The 19,172-nt window shown below is 37.0% G+C and carries 17 protein-coding genes; 4 read left to right on the top strand and 13 right to left on the bottom strand.

The features are described 5' to 3' along the window. The first annotated feature begins 182 nt into the window (after positions 1-182). The 3 genes from H5157_RS07075 (at position 183) to H5157_RS07065 (ending at position 3,261) form a co-directional block, all read left to right on the top strand. The gene (locus tag H5157_RS07075) at positions 183-1,469 is read left to right on the top strand and encodes a citrate synthase (protein ID WP_002961796.1); all 1,287 of its coding nucleotides are present in this window, start codon (positions 183-185) and stop codon (positions 1,467-1,469) included. A 115-nt stretch (positions 1,470-1,584) separates the two neighbouring features. Then, complete coding sequence (locus tag H5157_RS07070; protein ID WP_182724427.1) at positions 1,585-2,811, top strand: SufS family cysteine desulfurase; 1,227 nt, start codon at positions 1,585-1,587, stop codon at positions 2,809-2,811. A 33-nt stretch (positions 2,812-2,844) separates the two neighbouring features. Further along, positions 2,845-3,261 carry a SufE family protein gene (locus H5157_RS07065; protein ID WP_165723481.1) on the top strand — a complete coding sequence of 139 codons (417 nt, stop codon included), beginning with the start codon at positions 2,845-2,847 and terminating at the stop codon, positions 3,259-3,261. 6 nt (positions 3,262-3,267) lie between these two features. Here the strand turns inward: H5157_RS07065 and tcdA are convergent, their stop codons facing one another. The 7 genes from tcdA to H5157_RS07030 are packed head-to-tail and all read right to left on the bottom strand — an operon-like array spanning position 3,268 to position 10,729. Further along, the gene (gene tcdA, locus H5157_RS07060) at positions 3,268-4,065 is read right to left on the bottom strand and encodes a tRNA cyclic N6-threonylcarbamoyladenosine(37) synthase TcdA (RefSeq protein ID WP_182724426.1); all 798 of its coding nucleotides are present in this window, start codon (positions 4,063-4,065) and stop codon (positions 3,268-3,270) included. Next, positions 4,066-4,746 (bottom strand): TIGR01621 family pseudouridine synthase, encoded by a 681-nt coding sequence (locus H5157_RS07055; protein WP_182724425.1) that lies wholly within the window; start codon positions 4,744-4,746, stop codon positions 4,066-4,068. It abuts the gene before it with no gap. Then, positions 4,743-5,504: a 3-deoxy-manno-octulosonate cytidylyltransferase gene (gene kdsB, locus H5157_RS07050; RefSeq protein ID WP_002961791.1), complete on the bottom strand. Its 762-nt coding sequence runs from the start codon at positions 5,502-5,504 to the stop codon at positions 4,743-4,745. Before kdsB ends, H5157_RS07055 begins: the two co-directional genes overlap by 4 nt. Beyond that, the gene (locus H5157_RS07045; RefSeq protein ID WP_182681254.1) at positions 5,492-5,689 is read right to left on the bottom strand and encodes a Trm112 family protein; all 198 of its coding nucleotides are present in this window, start codon (positions 5,687-5,689) and stop codon (positions 5,492-5,494) included. The genes kdsB and H5157_RS07045 overlap by 13 nt, the downstream gene beginning before the upstream one ends. Continuing rightward, on the bottom strand, positions 5,679-6,659 hold the full coding sequence (gene lpxK / locus H5157_RS07040) for a tetraacyldisaccharide 4'-kinase (protein ID WP_165723485.1): 981 nt from the start codon (positions 6,657-6,659) through the stop codon (positions 5,679-5,681). The genes H5157_RS07045 and lpxK overlap by 11 nt, the downstream gene beginning before the upstream one ends. Then, positions 6,656-8,401, bottom strand: coding sequence for a lipid A export permease/ATP-binding protein MsbA (gene msbA / locus H5157_RS07035; protein WP_182724424.1), 1,746 nt, complete (start codon positions 8,399-8,401; stop codon positions 6,656-6,658). Before msbA ends, lpxK begins: the two co-directional genes overlap by 4 nt. Positions 8,402-8,461: 60 nt before the next feature. Further along, positions 8,462-10,729 (bottom strand): DNA internalization-related competence protein ComEC/Rec2, encoded by a 2,268-nt coding sequence (locus H5157_RS07030; RefSeq protein ID WP_182724423.1) that lies wholly within the window; start codon positions 10,727-10,729, stop codon positions 8,462-8,464. Here H5157_RS07030 and H5157_RS07025 point away from each other — a divergent pair. Further along, positions 10,709-11,215, top strand: coding sequence for a DUF2062 domain-containing protein (locus tag H5157_RS07025; RefSeq protein WP_024595571.1), 507 nt, complete (start codon positions 10,709-10,711; stop codon positions 11,213-11,215). The genes H5157_RS07030 and H5157_RS07025 overlap by 21 nt on opposite strands. 102 nt (positions 11,216-11,317) lie before the next feature. Here H5157_RS07025 and H5157_RS07020 read toward each other — a convergent pair whose 3' ends face one another. The 6 genes from H5157_RS07020 to pyrD form a co-directional block, all read right to left on the bottom strand. Continuing rightward, on the bottom strand, positions 11,318-13,075 hold the full coding sequence (locus H5157_RS07020) for a DUF3466 family protein (RefSeq protein WP_182695654.1): 1,758 nt from the start codon (positions 13,073-13,075) through the stop codon (positions 11,318-11,320). An 11-nt stretch (positions 13,076-13,086) separates the two neighbouring features. Then, a complete protein-coding gene (locus H5157_RS07015; protein WP_024595573.1) occupies positions 13,087-15,000 on the bottom strand; it encodes an ABC transporter ATP-binding protein in 1,914 nt (637 codons plus the stop codon). A gap of 15 nt (positions 15,001-15,015) precedes the next feature. Then, complete coding sequence (locus tag H5157_RS07010) at positions 15,016-15,255, bottom strand: glutaredoxin family protein (RefSeq protein WP_002961779.1); 240 nt, start codon at positions 15,253-15,255, stop codon at positions 15,016-15,018. Then, complete coding sequence (rlmKL, locus tag H5157_RS07005; RefSeq protein ID WP_138489126.1) at positions 15,248-17,365, bottom strand: bifunctional 23S rRNA (guanine(2069)-N(7))-methyltransferase RlmK/23S rRNA (guanine(2445)-N(2))-methyltransferase RlmL; 2,118 nt, start codon at positions 17,363-17,365, stop codon at positions 15,248-15,250. The genes H5157_RS07010 and rlmKL overlap by 8 nt, the downstream gene beginning before the upstream one ends. 91 nt (positions 17,366-17,456) lie before the next feature. Then, entirely contained in the window at positions 17,457-17,987 is a 531-nt protein-coding gene (locus H5157_RS07000; RefSeq protein WP_002961896.1) for a cell division protein ZapC, read from the bottom strand. A gap of 117 nt (positions 17,988-18,104) precedes the next feature. Next, positions 18,105-19,115 (bottom strand): quinone-dependent dihydroorotate dehydrogenase, encoded by a 1,011-nt coding sequence (gene pyrD, locus H5157_RS06995; protein ID WP_024595575.1) that lies wholly within the window; start codon positions 19,113-19,115, stop codon positions 18,105-18,107. Positions 19,116-19,172: the final 57 nt, after the last annotated feature.

Genomic DNA, 19,172 nt, shown 5'->3' with positions numbered 1-19,172 from the left:
ATTAGCCAATAGTATTATATTTAATTAATACCGAATATTTATTATACATATATGCATAATGTTTATAAAAATTGACTTTAACCCCCTCTTTCACGTTAAAATGCGAAGATGTGCTTAAAACAGATTTCAGAACTTTAAAATCTAAAAATCAGAATAGATATCTTAATAGGAGATACATAGCGATGGCAGATAAAAAAGCCACAGTCCATATTGATGGACTAGATCCAATCGAACTTCCAATTTATCAAGGCACTGCTGGCCAAGATGTAATCGACGTACGTACGTTAGGTTCACATGGTCACTTTACTTATGACCCAGGTTTCATGTCGACTGGTTCTTGTGAATCTGCAATCACCTATATTGATGGTGGTAAAGGTGTACTACTTCACCGTGGTTACCCAATTGAGCAATTAGCTGAAGATTCTAACTATATTGAGCTTTGCTACTTACTTTTAAATGGTGAGTTACCTTCTAAAGAACAATATGAAGTTTTTAAGAATGAAATCACTACAAGCACTATGCTTGACGAGAAGATTGCTAACTTTTTCCAAGGTTTCCGCTTTGACGCTCACCCAATGGCAATGCTTTGTGGCGTAGTGGGTGCATTATCATCTTTTTATCATGAAGACCTTGATATTACTGATGCAGAACAACGTAAAACAAGTGCAGTTAAGCTAGTTGCTAAGTTACCAACTATTGCTGCAATGGCCTATAAAACAAACATCGGCCAACCGTTTGTATACCCACGTAACGATTTAAGCTACGCAGAAAACTTCTTACACATGATGTTCTCTGTGCCTGCTGAAGAATATAAAGTTAACCCTGTAACTGCTAAAGCTATGGATAAAATCTTTATGCTTCATGCAGATCATGAGCAAAATGCATCGACTTCAACAGTTCGTCTTGCTGGTTCATCAGGTGCTAACCCGTATGCATGTATTGCAGCTGGTATTGCTTCTTTATGGGGACCTGCTCACGGCGGCGCTAACGAAGCATGTTTAAACATGTTAGAAGAGATTGGCTCTGTGGATCGTATTGATGAATACGTTGCTAAAGCTAAAGACAAAGCTGACCCATTCCGCCTTATGGGCTTTGGTCACCGCGTTTACAAAAACTTCGACCCACGTGCTACAGTAATGCGTCAAACGTGTCATGAAGTTTTAGCTGAGCTTAATATCCAAGATCCACTTCTTGATATTGCTATGAAGCTTGAGCAAATTGCCCTTGAAGACCCGTACTTTGTAGAGAAGAAACTATACCCTAACGTAGATTTCTACTCTGGTATTATCTTAAAAGCGATTGGTATTCCAACAAGCATGTTCACTGTAATTTTTGCAATGGCACGTACTGTTGGTTGGATCACTCACTGGGATGAGATGCTATCTCAACCTGGTCATAAGATCAGCCGTCCTCGCCAAATGTATACTGGTTACACTCAACGTGACTACGTATCAACTGACAAGCGTTAATTAGCGCTGGTTAGTTTAAAAGGCCGCATTTTGCGGCCTTTTTTTATTAACAGCACTTGAGAATTATCATAAACCGATTACAATCCCTGCCTTAAAAACACTATGTAGATGAGCTATGCCTACTTTAAAGTTTGATATAAATAAAATTAGAAACGATTTCCCGACATTAAATCAAACAATAAACGGCTGCCCGCTTGTTTATTTAGACTCAGCAGCAACCTCACAAAAGCCTCAATCAGTTATAGATACAATTACTGAGTTTTATACGTCTCAAAATGCAAATGTACACCGTGGACGCCATACACTTAGCGAACAGGCCACTTATTCTTATGAACAAGTCCGGGATAAAGCTGCAAGGTTTTTTAATGTCTTAAGTAAAGAGATTGTATGGACTAAAGGTGCTACAGAAGCCATAAATTTGGTCGCTAACGGCTTAAAAAAGCGTTTAGATGAAAGTCATACCATAATAATATCTCCGCTTGAGCATCACGCAAACATAGTGCCTTGGCAACTAGTAAGCCAACAGACGGGAGCTAAATTAGTCTCTCTGCCGCTAAATAATAATGGCACGCTAAACACCCAACAATGCTGTGAATTTATAAAAGAAACAAAACCTGCCTTATTAGCTATTACACAAGCATCGAACACACTGGGTAATATCACTGATTTAAAGCCACTAATTGTAGCTGCAAAAGAGGTGAATTCGCTTATTTTAGTGGACGGAGCCCAAGGTGCACTGCATTTAAAACCCGATTTACGTGAATTAAACTGTGACTTTTATGTTTGCTCAAGCCATAAAATGCTCGGTCCAACAGGCTTAGGTGTACTTTATGGCCAATATGAAGAGCTAAATACGCTAGATATTTACCAATCCGGCGGTGAAATGATCGATAAAGTTTACTTAACTCATAGCACTTATCGCCCTGCGCCTGCAAAATTTGAAACTGGCACACCAAATATTTCTGGAGTTTTAGGCTTTGGTGCCGCATTAGACTATTTAAATGAATTAGATCACGTGCAAATACAGCAATATGAACAAGAATTGTTTAGTTACGCGGCACAAAAATTGGTAAAGGTGGATGGCATTACCATATTCAGCAACCTAACTGACAATATTGGTACACTCTGTTTTAATTTTAAAGATGAACATCCTTATGATTTGGCAACTTTACTTGACGGATATGGGGTTGCAGTCAGAAGTGGACACCATTGTACGCAACCATTAATGACACATTTAGGGCTTAATGGAACGTTAAGAGCGAGTTTTTCTTTTTATAATACCTACAAAGATGTAGATATATTCATTGATTCACTTAAAAAATGTATCGCTTTATTAGATTGAACGCCAGTTTGATAGAATTAATTAGGATAACTCATGACAAATACGTTTAAAAAAGTCACAGAATCTATAAAAAATGCGACCGCTTGGCAGCAAAAATATCGTGAGATAATGCTTTTAGGAAAAACGTTACCGGCTTTAGCTGATGTTTTGAAAACTGATGATGCACTTGTACCAGGCTGTGAAAGCAAAGTATGGATGTTCGTTGAATTTGACTTAACCGAAAATACACTTGTTGTAATAGGTGACTCTGATACTCGTATAGTAAAAGGATTATTAGCCATTATTTTAGCGCTTTACAACGGGCTTACACCAGAACAGGTAGTGAATAAAAATGCGTATGAAGAATTTGAAAAGCTCGGCCTTATAAGCCACTTAAGCGCATCACGTGGTAATGGTATTAAAGCCATGGTTGATAAGATACAAACCATGGCACAACACAAGCTTAGTTAACGAAAACTAAGCTTGTGAGCGTTGTTTTTTATCTAGATATTTACGCACCGCTTTTGCAGCAACAAAAAAACCAAAGCTTCCTGTGATCATAGTCACAGAGCCAAAACCATTATTACAGTCCATATTCATCGTGCCATCAGCACTTTGCTTAGCATGACATACGCTGCCATCGCTTCCTGGGTAAACCAATTGCTCTGTTGAGTAAACACAATCAATATTAAACTTACGTTTAGGATTATTACTAAAATTATATTGCTTGCGCAAAATATAGCGCACCTTTGCAAGTAATGGGTCTTGCGTAGTTTTAGCTACATCACCAAAAGTTATTTGGCTAGGATCTGTTTGCCCGCCAGCACCACCAGTTGTAATTATAGGTAGTTTATTACGTTTACAGTGAGCAATTAATGCTGCTTTTTCTTTAACTGCATCAATACAATCAATTACATAATCAAAACCTTGAATATGCTCTTGAATATTATCAAGCGTAATAAAGTCATCTATTACATTAACTTGGCACTGTGGATTAATGAGCTCGCAGCGCGCTTTCATTGCATCGACTTTAGCTTGACCAATAGTGCCCGTTAACGCGTGAATTTGTCTATTGACGTTAGTCGCGCAAATATCATCCAAATCTATAAGTGTTATTTTACCAACACCAGTACGTGCAAGTGCTTCTGCTGTCCAGCTTCCTACACCACCAATCCCTACTACACAAAAATGTGCTTCTTGAAGCCAATCAAACTGTTGATGACCATATAAACGTTTAATACCACCAAAACGTATATCTGTAACTTTTTCGCTCATTTACCAATCCAGTTGCCATGGCGATTGCCATGCTTGAAAATCTTGATGTTTAATTAACGCCAAATACTCATCACCACTATCGGGTAATAAAGTTAGCTGTATTTGTTCACCTTGCCATAAAAAGCTTAACGCATATGCATGTAAATAGGTACGATTAGAAGGCGCGCCTGAATACATTGCATCGCCTAAAATAGCTGCGCCCACACTTTTTAGTGCCACTCTTAGTTGATGTGTTTTGCCAGAGTAAGGTTTTAAAATATACCCTCTAAATCCTGGCTTATAACTCAGAGAATAGAATCGGGTGATTGCAGGGTTAAGTGTACTCGTTAGTAACTTAAACGAGCCACGGCGAGACTTAGCCATATCGCCTTTTATCCACCCCTGCTTCTTTTTTGGTTTAGCATCACTAATCGCTAAATAAAATTTAGCAATCGCATGCTCAGTAAACATAACAGTAAAGGCGGCTGCAGCGGCTTTGTTTCTTGCTAAAATAATAAGCCCTGATGTCACTTTATCTAAACGATGAACGGCATAAAGCTTTTGCGATAATTGTTTTTCGGCTAAAACAACAAAGCCGGGTCCCTCTTCAGAATGAAAATTAAGACCCGCTGGCTTTTCTAAAATATAAAAGTCGTTATGTGTATAAACAACTTTTATTATCTTACTTAATTGCTCACTCACACGTTTTTACTTTTAATATGCGCTATCACTTTAGCTAAGTCATCAGGCGTATCTACACCTGCATGAGGGGCTATTTGAGCTTGTTCTATTTTAATTTTATAACCGTGATACAAAACACGTAACTGCTCAAGTGATTCAAGTAATTCTAGTGGTGATACACTCAGCTCTATGTATTGTTTAATAAAACCCGCTCTGTACGCATAAATACCTACATGGCGTTGAAACGGGGCTAAATTAAGGGCAGTGCTATCACCCATCATCGTATTTCTATCAAACGGTATACTTGCACGAGAGAAATACAGGGCATTTTTATTTATATCGCTAACCACTTTAACGGCATTAGGATTAAATACTTCATCACGTTCTTCAATAGCAACACTTAACGTTGCCATTGGTGCTGTTGAATCACTTAATAGTGCAGCAACTTGAGATACGTTTTCTGGTGCAAGTAATGGCTCATCGCCTTGTACATTAACCACAATTGTATTGCTATCAAGTTTAAGCAAATCAACCACTTCAGCTAATCGTTCAGTACCCGACTGGTGATCTTCACGCGTCATTACTACATCATTAGTAAACATACTTACTGCATCAAATACTTTTTGATGATCGGTTGCTATAACTACTTTACTAGCACCTGATAAACATGCTTTTTCGTAAACGTGTTGAACCATTGGCTTGCCACAAATATCAGCAAGCGGTTTACCTGGTAGTCGGGTCGATGCAAAACGAGCAGGAATTACAACTACGAATTCCACTTTTCAACCTCTTCTAAAGATAACTCACGTGCTTCATTTTCAAGTAATACTGGAATATCGTCTTGAACAGGATAAGCAAGCTTAGCTGCTGTGCTAATTAGTTCGTTGTTGTCTCTATCAAAGCGTAATTTTCCCTTACAAACAGGGCACGCAATTATCTCGAGTAATTTTGTATCAAAGGCCATTGAGTATTCCTTTTTCTTTTAATATTGAATTTAATGTGTTTATTACGCTATCGGTAGGTTGTGCATCTACTGGTAAATAATACCAATTAGGCTTTGCAAAGGACTTACATTTAACGGCATCTTTTTCGGTCATTATAATGCAATCATCACCAAATTGGGCAAAATCATCTACTGTATAAGCATAATGATCTCTAAAATGATGAGTCGATAATAACGTAATATCTTGTGCTTCTAATGAGTTTTCAAACCGTTTAGGGTTCCCAATTGCACTTATTGCATGTGCTTCACTTACGTTACTTTTTGCATAATCGCTTGAGTTAACTAAGCGAAGATTACTTACTTGTAATGTGTAGCTATTATTAGCCTCACCACCATTTTCAATTACTATATCGACACTTTGCAAACGTTTAGTTGTTTCACGAAGTGGCCCTGCTGGCATAACAAAGCCATTACCAAAACGACGCTCATTATCAACAATACAACACTCAATGCTACGAGGCATTTTATAATGCTGCATTCCATCATCAGAAATAATAACATCGAGTGTATAATTATTTTCTAATAAATCGATATTGTGTTGTCTATTAGGCCCAACCGCTATTGGGCACTTTAAACGATGGTATAAAAGTACGGGCTCATCTCCAGCCTGCTGAGCATCTACAAGCTCAGTAACTAACAGCGGGTAATTTTTTGATTGCCCACCATATCCTCTACTAATAATTCCCACTGATAAACCTTGCTGTGTTAAATGACCATACAGCCACAAAACAAAAGGCGTTTTACCATTACCGCCAACACTTATATTGCCAACTACAATTACAGGCGTTTTGCACTCAAAAGGTTTAAGTATTTTAGCGCTGTATAAGTATTTTCGAAATGACGATACAACCCAAAACAAAGCACTTAATGGTAATAACAGTAAAGTAATTAGACCAAATGATTTATACCAGCTTTGTTCTATTTTACTCACGCCTGATCACCAAACTGCATTTTGCAAAGGGCTGAATAAGTACCGTCATTTGCTAATAAACTATTGTGATCGCCACTTTCTATTACACGACCATTATCAATAACATAGATTCGGTCACTGTTTTCGATAGTAGATAAGCGATGCGCAATAACAATTGAGGTTTTATCTTTCATTAGCGTTTCTAATGCTTGCTGAATAAGCTTTTCAGATTCGGTATCAAGTGCTGATGTAGCCTCGTCTAAAATCAAAATAGGTGCGTCTTTTAATATTGCACGTGCTATCGCTATACGCTGGCGTTGACCGCCGGAGAGCATTACACCATTTTCACCTACCATGGTGTTTAATTGCTCTGGCAGGTCTTTAACAAACTCCCAAACATGCGCTTGTTTAGCAACTTGCTCTAATTCTTCCTCAGACACATCATGCTTTATGCCATAACAAATATTGTTAGCAATCGTATCGTTAAATAACACGACCTGCTGAGACACTAAAGCAAATTGACGACGCAAATCTGTTAATTTATAATCCTGCAGGGCTATACCATCAAGTAATATTTCACTCGGTAACTCTAAGTCATAGTAGCGTGGTAATAAATTAGAAATTGTTGATTTACCCGAGCCTGAGCGCCCAACTAAGGCAATACTTTCACCCGCTTTAATCGTTAGCGACAAATCGTTTAATACGGCTTCATCTTTTGTTGGGTACTTAAAGGTTACATTTTTAACTTCAATTACCCCTTTAACTTTATCGACTGAAACGGTGCCAGTATCTTTTTCCATTTCTTCATCTAAAACTAAAAATATACTTTGAGCTGCAGAGATACCACGCTGCATATCGCTATTAACATTGGCGAGTTGTTTTAGCGGTCGCAATAACATCATCATTGAGGCAATTAATGCCATGAAGTCACCTGAGGTAATCGTATCAATCATTGATGGAAGAGATACAGCCCATAAAATAACAGCCATGGCACTGGCAGCTAATATTTGAATAATTGATACACTTAAAGCTTTTGTCGCATCCATTTTAATGCGCTGCTGGCGGTTATGATTATTAATTCTCGAGAAGTGATTGATCTCTTGATCTTGTCCGCCAAATCCATGAATAACTTTATGTCCGCTAAGCATTTGTTCAGAGCTGCGTGTAACCTGCCCCATAGCTGATTGGATACTTTTAGAAATATGGCGAAAACGTTTCGATACAACCGCTACAATAATGGCAACGAGAGGGATGATGACTAAAAATATAAGTGAGAGCTTCCAACTGGTATAAAACATTACACCAAGTAAAAAGACAACAAAGGCCCCTTCACGTACAACAATAAGTAACGCTTTAGTAATTGCTTGTTGAACTTGCTCTGTGTCAAAAGTGATTTTTGAAATTAAATCGCCTGTTGAGTTTTTGTCATGAAAAGAAACGGGTAAATGCAATATGTGCTCAAATAACTCTTGGCGTAAAGAGCGTACAACTTGAGAGCCCACATAACTTAAACAGTACGAAGACATAAAGTTAAAAACACCACGCCCTAGTACTAACGCGATAACTACAAAAGGAGCGTACTTTAAAACTTCTGTATTTCGCTGGTTTAAACCTTGATCAATAAACGGCTTCATTAATTGAATGAATAAAGCATCCATTGCTGAATAGCCTATCATCCCAACAATTGCGATAAAAGCGACGCTTTTGTATGCGCCAACATACGAGACAAGACGTTTATAAATTTGTGCAGTACTTTGATCCATAACACTCTCTAAATACAGTAACTCCCTGTATTGTATCCTTCGATGAGATAAAACTAAACGTCAATCTTTGATAAACCAATAACTTTCCTGCCCTCTTGCTGTTTCTATGACCAAATTGTTTGAGTAGAATTTAATACTAATTTGTCCTTCAACGCCTGTTGTAAATTGCTCGGCGCTTATTGCTTTGTAACGCTCGACAACAACGGGCTTGGGAAATTCCCACTGTCCTTTATAAGCACTTGAATGAATCACAACTTTAGGGGCTACATCACTAATAAAATTAACACTTGAGGATGTATCACTGCCATGATGCGGGCTTAACATGACTGTACTTTTCAACGGTGTATTATTCGCTAATAAAGAGGCTTCACGGGATTTTGATATATCACCTGTAAATAACACACTATGAGTATTACTCGATACTCTAACAACGCATGAATCGTCGTTTTCATTCCCATACCCTCTAGTGCTAAAGCTTTCTACTCTTAAACCGACAAAATCAACACTTTGGACTTCACACACATTAAGTGTATTTTCAGGGTGAAATTGCTTTAATGTTTCCCCAAATCCAGCTTCAATAAAATGCTGTATTCCTCCAGCGTGATCGCTGTCTTCATGACTTAGAATCGCTGTTTTTACTGTGAAATTATTTGCTTTTATATAAGGCAATAAGATACTTCGCGTACGACTAAAACGATTAAAATAACTTGGACCAAAATCATAGATAAGCACTTGGTTATCTTTTTCAATTAATGCCATGAGACCATGCCCAACATCAAACACATGAAGTTGCCAGTTAGGCTTTTCTTTTAGAAGATTATTCAATAAAAGTACTGTTAAAGGAATGAAACAGAGCAATTTATAGGGGAGGAAGTAAATCATCAACATAGTAATATAGGTAAAAATGACGAATATTAACTCGATTCTTCCTGTTGTCAGCCATCTTAACGACTCGGGTATTTCATAAAGTAATTTAAATAACGCATATAACCCTGTATCAAACAAATGTATTAAATTACCTATATCTATAAAAGTACTCAGTAATGTAAAAACAATCAAAAATGGTAAAATAATGATGGAAAGAAACGGTATCGCAATTAAGTTAATCACTAGTCCCGCAATACTTACGCCATTAAAAAAATAAAGTGAAAGTGGTAATAAACCGATAAACAATGCTACTTGAATAACAAATAACGCAATAATTTTGTTTTTTATTCGTGTATTTAATATTGGTAATTTATTAATAACAGTAAAAATTATAGCGACCGCTAAAAATGAAAAATACAGACCTGGATTAAGTAAATTAAATGGGTTAACCGCAAGCACTATTACCAAGGCAAATAAAATACTACGCCAACGCAGCGGCTGTTTAGCAAGAAAATAAAGTAACAAATAACAACCCAGCATAATTAGCGCTCGCGTTGCTGATACTAAAAAGTCACTTAAATATACGTAAACTAATGCAGCTATAAAACCGAACGAACTGTAGTAAAGTGTAAGGTTAAATGATTGACCAATTGAAAAGTTTATTTTCGTACAGATAAATCGAATGAATAAATAACCAAAGCTAAAAATCAAACCAATATGTAAACCCGATATAGCCAGTAAATGACTTAACCCAAGTGATTGCATTAATTGTTTATCTGTATAGCTCATTAACGATTTATCACCACTGAGTAATGCATAATAGAGCCACTGCAATCTTGTATTTGTATAGGTATTTTTAATGAAGTTTTGATAATCTAGTACGATGCTTTGTTTATCGCTGTGTATTATATTAAGCTCTTTATTGAGAACTTTGCCTTTAAATAATATTCTATTTATAAATGCATAACGTTCAGTATCAAACACATTAAAATTTTTATTACTGCGAAAATATTTTAAATGGATTAATGCAGAGAATTCATCCCCGACTGTAAAAGGCTGTGCAGAATTAACACTGAGCATTGCTTTGGGTGCTCTAAAATTCGAAAAGCTACTCCCATCTAATGCCACTATTTTGGCTTTGATATACTGAGGTTTTTTATCAGAAATAATCTCTTCAACAACTAATGTAGAATCAAGTGCATACTTTTCGTTCGGTTTTGGTATTTCAAAACTATAAAAAAGGTAAAAATGCATACCAACAAAGCAAATTGCACAAATAAAGCCTAACAATACGTTTAAAAACGGCTTAAAATAAGCGCTCACTATTACAATGAAAATTGTGAAGACTGTAAATTCGAGAGTTTGATAATAAAACACGGTTGCTACACAGCCAATTACAAACCCAAGACTTATCCACACTGATGTAAATGGTTGCTTTAAATGGCTAAAAAAACGATCCAAAGATTTTTACCTGATCCAAATAAAATTAGACATCATAAATCACTAAAAATATTTGGACGACTTTTGCAAGACGCAAATCTTTGGCATTTAAATAGACGTTCAGCTCGAGGGGCCTTCGCGGTCGGGTTATTTTTTGCTTTCATCCCTGTTCCTTTTCAAATGGTTTTAGCCGCAGCAGGTGCTATATTATTTAGGGTTAATTTACCCATATCAGTTGCTTTAGTATGGCTTACGAATCCATTAACCATGCCACCTATCTTTTATGGCTCATACTTAGTGGGTACGTTAATACTTAATCAGCCAGAACAACACTTTGTATTTGAAGCAAGTTGGTCTTGGTTTTTAGAAAGTATAGAAACAATTGGTCCTGCATTTTTATTAGGTTCATTAGTATGTGCTTCTATTGCATCAATTATAGGATATTTTGGTATTGATATAATTTGGCGCCGCTCTGTGAAAAAAGCATGGTTATCACGAAATAATTAGTGGCGTTAAAGCTAAATAATCGCTGCAATTCTAATCTAATAAAATATTATAGACGAAAAAAAACCAACTTTATCAAGTTGGTTTTTTTATAATCAATAAACTTTAAAAGCGAAATACACGCCTTAAGCCAACCAGTGGTAATAACAATAATGTATACCAAGGGAAGCTAGCAGAGTTACGCTCATAAACTTCAGCTTCTACTGGAGCACAGCTTTCTACTTCACCATTTGCAATTGGCGTTAGTTTAACTGCTATTGCAATACTCTCATATTCAATTTCACCATTAATATCAGTTACTACACCGCCTAATGAATCTAGCTTTTCAACTGTTTTAGTCGCAGTACCAAATATTTCATTATTTTCGTTGATAGCAGTCGCTTCAACCATAGTATAAGCGTAATCAGTTTCACCGTCGGTGTCATAGCAAGGCAGTAAATCGTTTAGATTAGTGATTTTGTCTTCACCAATTTTGTAAATAAAGGCCTCTTTGAGTCGCGAGCTATCAGAAACACCCACTTCCCCTTCACCTACAATATAACCTTGGTTGTTTATATCGTTACCGTAAGAACTTGAGCTTGAAAAGTAATCAGTAGGGAAAACCGTACTACCCGTTGCTATATCATGGTAAAAGAATTTATTACGAAGAGTACCTTCAATACGTTTAGTTGCATAACCTGTAATTACATCGTTATCATTAATAGCAATTGATTTACCAGACTGCCAGTCATCTTCTTGATTAATAAAATCAACAACCGCACCGTCTTTAAAATAAACTGGCATTGTAAGAATTGTATCGTCATTTTTGTAATAACGTGTATTCGATGAACCTACAATTGTCCCGTTGCTGTTCACTGCTAAAGCAGTACTTGTAAATGCATCATCTTCCGCTTCACCTTCATCAGGTGTCAGTGCCATACCAAGCTCTTCAACAGACGTGATATTAAGTGATTCATCAAGTTCCCATTTAACAGCGCGCTTATTAAATAAGCCTCGTGTAATATTTGAATTTAACAAGTTGATACATACTGACGTAGGTTCGTCTTCATTATCACAGTTATCATCAATATTATCTTGTCTGTCATCTGGAATGCTTGTAGACATATTACCTACAACGGTATAACCACTGTTAGTTTTAACAATATCGTTAGCGCGGCTTGTGCCACCGTATTCATTAAACTCAGGCTCTAACTCAACACTTACACTGCCATCAGCGCTTATTACAATCCCACGTTCTATAAATTCATGAGTAAACCACGTTTCTGCATCATCTTCGCCATCAGGTGTAAAAGATACTTTATCGTATGGGGCGCTACCCCAACCGACTGTAACGCCATCTTCACTTACTGCATTTAAAAGATTGACAGTAGAACGAGTTAATCCATCATAATCAACAGAAGCTATATCAAAAATCGGTTGTTCAGTAATCTCTGATTCGTTAAATTTAATCCCAACTAAAGAACTCATTTTTTGATATTCAAAGTTAGACGGAATTCCTAAATTCGAATTTGCCAAAAAACTAACCATAAAAGCATGAGCATCAGGATTAGTGCTTACGGCATCATTATTTTCAATGTCATCAAGTGTGAAAGTAATTTCTTTATCACTTAATTCATATGCTGCTTCTGTGCTGTCGTAAGCACTTTCAATAACATTTTCAGTAAAATCTATATAGCTTGTATCAATAGGTAAATTGTATAAACCATTTGCGAAACCAATAATATGCCCGCTTTCGCTTACATCTGTTACATAAGAATATTTAGCGTCTTCAAGAGTCCCTAATTCACTTAACTGGTACGTCGCACTTGTTGCTGAAGTGCTTAATGTCGCTAAAATACTGGCAGCGAGTAATTTATATTTCATTTTAGTCCTTACTACTGATTCTGTAATTCTTCAAGTTCTTCCCAGCGCTCAAGGGCAGCTTCAAGGTCAGACTCAAGTTGTGCTAAATGGTTCAATGCTTTAGTTGTTACATCACTCTCTTGTTTAAAAAAGTTTGCGTCACTCACTACAGCTTGTTGAGCTTCAATTTCAGCTTCTAGTTTTTCCATTTTATTCGGTAGTTGCTCTAATTCAAGTTTTAATTTGTAAGAGAGTTTATTTGTCTTAGCTGCTGGTTTTGCAGCTGGAGCGGCTACTTTTTCAACTTTTTTTACTGGTTGTTGCTGAATTTTTTTTTCTTGTTCAGCTAAGTAACCTACATAAGCTTCATAGTCGCTATAACCACCGACGATATCTGTTACTTTACCATTGCCTTCAAATGCCCATACACTAGAACATGTATTATCAATAAATTCTCGGTCATGGCTTACAATCAGCACTGTACCTTGATATTGATTAATAATGTCCTCTAGTAACTCTAACGTTTCAATGTCCAAGTCATTCGTTGGCTCATCGAGAACAAGTATATTAGATGGTTTTAAAAACAGTTTAGCTAATAGCAGTCTATTTTTTTCACCACCAGAGAGTGCTTTAACCGGGGTTCGAGCGCGTGCTGGAGGGAATAAAAAGTCTTGCAGGTAACCTAAAACATGGCGTGAACGACCGCCCATCATCACTTCTTGTTTACCTTCGGCAACGTTATCTTGAACAGTTGCTTCTTCGTCAAGTTTTTCACGGTATTGGTCAAAGTAAGCAAACTCTAAATTAACACCTTGCTTAGTAATACCACTATCAGGTTTTAAATCACCAAACATTAGTTTTAATAGTGTTGTTTTACCAATACCATTTGGGCCTACTAAGCCAATTCTGTCGCCACGCATTACAAGTGTCGAAAAATCATCAGCAATAACTTTGTCTTTAAATGCATGGCAAAGGTTCTTAGCTTCAAATACCAACTTACCTGAGCGATCAGCTGTTTCAATATTAAAGTCAGTTTTTCCAACTTGATCAACACGTTGCTTGCGCTCATTACGTAGCTGTTTTAGCTCTCGAACACGCCCTTCGTTACGCGTTCTTCGCGCTTTAACACCCTGGCGAATCCACGTTTCTTCTTCAGCTAAACGCTTATCAAACAATGCATTTTGCGCTTCTTCGACTTTTAAATCATGCGCTTTTTGCTCTAGATAAGTCGCGTAATCACCTGGGTACGAAATAAGTTTACCGCGATCTAAATCTAAAATACGCGTAGCGACAGCGCGAATAAACGCACGGTCATGCGATATAAATACAATGCCGCCTTTAAATTCTTTTAAAAACTGTTCAAGCCACATTACACTTGCCATATCTAAATGGTTTGTTGGCTCATCTAGTAATAATAAGTCAGGCTCACTTACAAGTGCACGCGCAAGTGCTACTTTACGTAACCAGCCACCAGAAAGGGACTCAAGTTTAGCCTCTGGTGTTAATTCTAATTGTGTCAAAACTAATTGAATTCGGCTATCAAAACGCCAACCATCAGCGGCTTCAAGTTGGTTTGATAAACGTTCAAGTTTATTTAATAACTTATCAGTACATTGTGTTTGCAGTTCGTTGCTAACATGATGAAAATCAATGAGTAGGTTAGCGATTTCTGGCATACCCTGTGCAACGTAATCAAATACAGTTCCGCTTGCACCTTTTGGTGGATCTTGCTCTAAACGAGAAATTCGAATACCACCAAGCTGATTTATTTCACCATCATCTAAAACAACTTGTCCATCGAGTACTTTTAATAACGTTGACTTACCCGCGCCATTTCGACCAACTACACACACTCTTTCGCCACTTTCTATAACAGCGTCTGCTTTGTTAAGCAAAGCATGTGTACCAAAAGCAAGTTGTGCTTTTAAAATTCTTATTAAATCCATAGTTCTTATTTGCTCTTATTCTGCTTGTGCTAAAAATTCGCGCACAGAGTGTAAAGTAAAAGGCCAATATAATTTCTCGCCTTTTTCACTTTTTAATACAGGAATAGTAATTTGATACTCAGCAATAAGCTGCTCATCAGTCATAATATCGATTAGTAATAACTCACTGTTGTCATTTAGTACATCAGTGATAAGTTGCTCAGCCTGTTCGCACAAGTGGCAACCATCAGTATGATATAAAATCCATTTAGCCATGCGTAATTAGCCAGCTATTATGGATTTTTTTATTACGTTTGAAGTCTGGTGATAGCGTTTTATCTGAGATATTAACGGCTTTTAAACCTAAACCAATCAGGCCAACTTCATCCATTACAAAACCACGTTTGTTATTAGAGAAAATCAAAGTACCTGATGGACTTAAGATCTTTTTAACCCACGTTAATAATTTAATGTGATCACTTTGCACATCAAACGCGTCTTTCATACGTTTTGAGTTTGAGAACGTTGGAGGGTCTAAAAATATCAAATCATATTGTGCTGTCGCATGCTCTAACCATTTTAAACAATCTGCTTGTTCAAAACGGTAACGTGTATTACTGATATTGTTTAAATCGAAGTTATCTTGGCCCCATTTTAAATAGGTTTTAGATAAATCAACTGTTGTAATTGCTTTAGCGCCACCAAGTGCAGCATGCACAGAGGCAGTACCTGTGTATGCAAACAAGTTTAAAAAGCGCTTATCTTTCGCATTTTCTTGAATATAACGACGCATTAAACGGTGATCTAAAAACAAACCTGTGTCTAAGTAGTCAAATAAATTAACTTTAAACTTAGCACCAAACTCTTCAACTACCATAGTGCGGTTTTGTTTAGACATGGCCGTATACTGCTCTTCGCCCTTTTGCTTTTTACGCACTTTTACAGCAATATTTTCAGGTGAGATATCAAGTTGTTGCGAAGTCAATGTTATTACGTCTTGCAGGCGTTTTTCTGATGTTTTTTCATCAATTTCTTTAGGCGCTGCATATTCAAAAATAACCGCAGAATCACCGTAAATATCTACAGCAACATTGTACTCAGGGATATCCGCTTCATAAACACGATAAGCGTCTACTTTATTTTGTTTAAGCCAGTTTTTTAAGCCTTGCTTATTCTTTTTCAATCTATTTGCGAATGACGTAGAGCCCTCAAAATTAAGCGCTTTTTTATCATCGGTAGTCAAACTTACTTGCTTATCATCTAATTGATATAAGTTAAGTTCAACATCAAGTGGGCCATTTTTAAACTTATAACGCTTAAGGCGCACAAGTTTTAAAAGTTTAAATAAGCTCTCGTCCATACCTAGTAAGGCAAGTTTCCAATGATTAAAGTGCTTTTTAAAGCCAACACCTAAATTACGGTGTAAATCAACAAGCTCAGCCATAGAACCAATACGTTCACCATAAGGTAAGTTTGAAATTACAACACCCGGTAATTTTGCAACAGCAGTAAGTTTAGTTGCGTCGCTTTGCTTAAACTTAATAACATCATCAAGCTCAGCACGTTTGGCATTATCAATCGCTTTATTTAAAACTTGTTCATCGTAATCGTGGCCAATTAACCACAATTTAGGATCGGTAATGTTAGCAAGTAACTCTTCTTTAAGTTCTTTAAACTTAGCGGCTCTAAAACTAGGTAAACGCTCAAAAGCAAAGCCTTCACGAAATAATCCCGGTGCTTCGTTTCGTGCCATCCCAGCCGCTTCGATTAAAATAGTACCCGCACCACAACATGGATCGAATAAAGGTTGTTTTACATTATCAAGCCAACCACTTCGTTTAATTAATGCAGCAGCTAAATGTTCTTTAATTGGTGCTTTACCTTGACCTTGACGGTAACCACGTTCAGACAAACGAGGGCCCGAATAATCAATATACATAGAAACGCCGTAACGATTTAATCGTGCAACAACACGCACATTTGCATCTTGCTTATCAACGTTAGGACGCTGCTCGTATAAATCATTAAAGTAGTCAACAATCGCATCTTTTATTACAAGACCCGAAAATTGTGTGTTTTTTAATGAGTCATTGGTACCGTTGAAGTCGACAGCGAATGTTTGAGTTGGTCCAAACCACTCTTGCCAAGGTTGCGAGCGAGCAAAATTATACAGGCTATTCTTGTCATCTACGCCTTCTTTTTCTTCAATAAGCATAAGCACACGCGTTGCAAAACGACTTGATAAACAAACCTTTTGCGCCAGTAATGAGTCAGCCTCAAAACGAACAGAACCAACAGTTTGCTTAGACACAGTTGCGCCAAGTTCTGTTAGTTCATCAACCAATAAATTTTCGATTCCGATAGAAGTAAGTGCGATAAATTGCAAAGTAATAACCCTTAATAGCTAATTGCGCAGGATTATAACATAGGTTGGGCGACAAACACGCCATAAAGACACGCTTAAGACTTAAATTTGGTTAGGCGGTTTGACTTTGATATTGCTGATTTAGGATGGGGTGTACTCGATTATTCAAAATACGGATTACTTCAAATTGCGCTAAAGATAAATTTTCGTCTAATTTAAAGGTTTCGCTTAAATTTAAGCAAATAGATGCATCAGGGCAATGCTCTACAATTAAAAAATCGCCAGTCTGCGCTTTAGATATTAATTTAACTATTGCTTCTACACTTGGCTCTGTTCCAGTGTATTCTTCAAAAAACCAGCTTTTTGATAAAACGGGTTTTAAGTGATACTTAACAGCGGTTGCATTTAGCGATATTTGACAAATTTGAGCAGCAGACCACAATTCAAACCCATCTAAATAGTTATAAACTTGTTCATAAAATGCAGCATCTTCTAAACTAAAACGTGGATTTTTAAAAACAGAATCGGTGAGTTGTCTTAACTTATAGGGCGTACATAATTGCATGTCGTCATTTAAATCAAGTAATAAACGATTTTTATTAGGACAAGTAATCCACTGCCATTGCTTTGATGCTTGTAACATTTACTCCTCCTTGGGTATGTTGAATAATTCTTGCTCACAGTATAACCGCTTTTGACCACTTTTAAAATGCTTGCTTAGAACATTTATCGAACGATCAAAAGCTTAGATAACTGATCCTTATAAGCCGTTAACGATCGACTTTACCAATTGTGGACCTTTGTATATGAACCCAGTATAAACCTGGACTAAATTTGCGCCTGCATCGAACTTTTCTTTTGCAGATTGCGCATCATCTATTCCGCCAACTCCGATGATTGGTAATTTACCTTGTGTTAAGCGTTTCAATTCACTCACTACCTCTGTAGAGCGCATTCTAACAGGGTGACCTGATAAACCGCCGGCTTCTTCTGCATATTGCTGGCCCATAACTGCAGCTCGCTCAAGCGTGGTGTTGGTGGCAATTACACCATCGATTTTATTATTTAAAAGTGATTCACTTACTTGTTGAATTTGAATTTGATCTAGATCCGGTGCAATTTTTACAAGCATAGGCACTTGTTTATTGTGCTTTGCAACTAAATCTAACTGTTCGTTTTTAAGACTTTGCAGTAAATCATCAAGTGCAGCGCCATATTGCAAATCACGCAAGCCAGGTGTATTTGGTGATGAAATATTTACCGTAATGTATGAGGCATGCTCAAACACTTTACGCATACAATGAATATAGTCATCTTTTCCTTGTTCATTTGGCGTATCTTTATTTTTACCAATATTAATACCGAGTATGCCGCTGTATTTTGCTGCTTTTACATTTGAAACTAAGTTATCAACGCCTTTATTATTAAAACCCATACGGTTAATAATAGCGTTTGATTCTGGCAACCTAAAAATACGAGGTTTATCATTACCCGCTTGAGCACGCGGCGTAATAGTGCCAACTTCAATAAAACCAAAGCCCATTTGGCTGAATGCATCAATACATTCCGCATTTTTATCAAGGCCAGCTGCTAGCCCTACAGGGTTTTTAAATTTCAGACCCAAAAAATCGACTGGCTTATCAGAAATATTTTGCGACCAAGCTAAATTTAAAGGGGTATTGGTAAAACGACGAAGATTATTAAGTGCAAACTCATGCGCCCACTCCGCATCACGGGTAAACATAAAACGGCGAGCTAAATCATAAAACATCAATATAATCCTCTTTTTAAATTTTAGACAAAAAAATACCTCAGACAAGGCTGAGGT

Origin of the sequence: Pseudoalteromonas sp. SG43-3, from assembly GCF_014164385.1 — a bacterium.
Classification (GTDB): Bacteria; Pseudomonadota; Gammaproteobacteria; order Enterobacterales; family Alteromonadaceae; genus Pseudoalteromonas; species Pseudoalteromonas distincta.
Note: the sequence above shows the minus strand (reverse complement) of the source record. Positions and strands in the feature narration are given on the sequence as shown.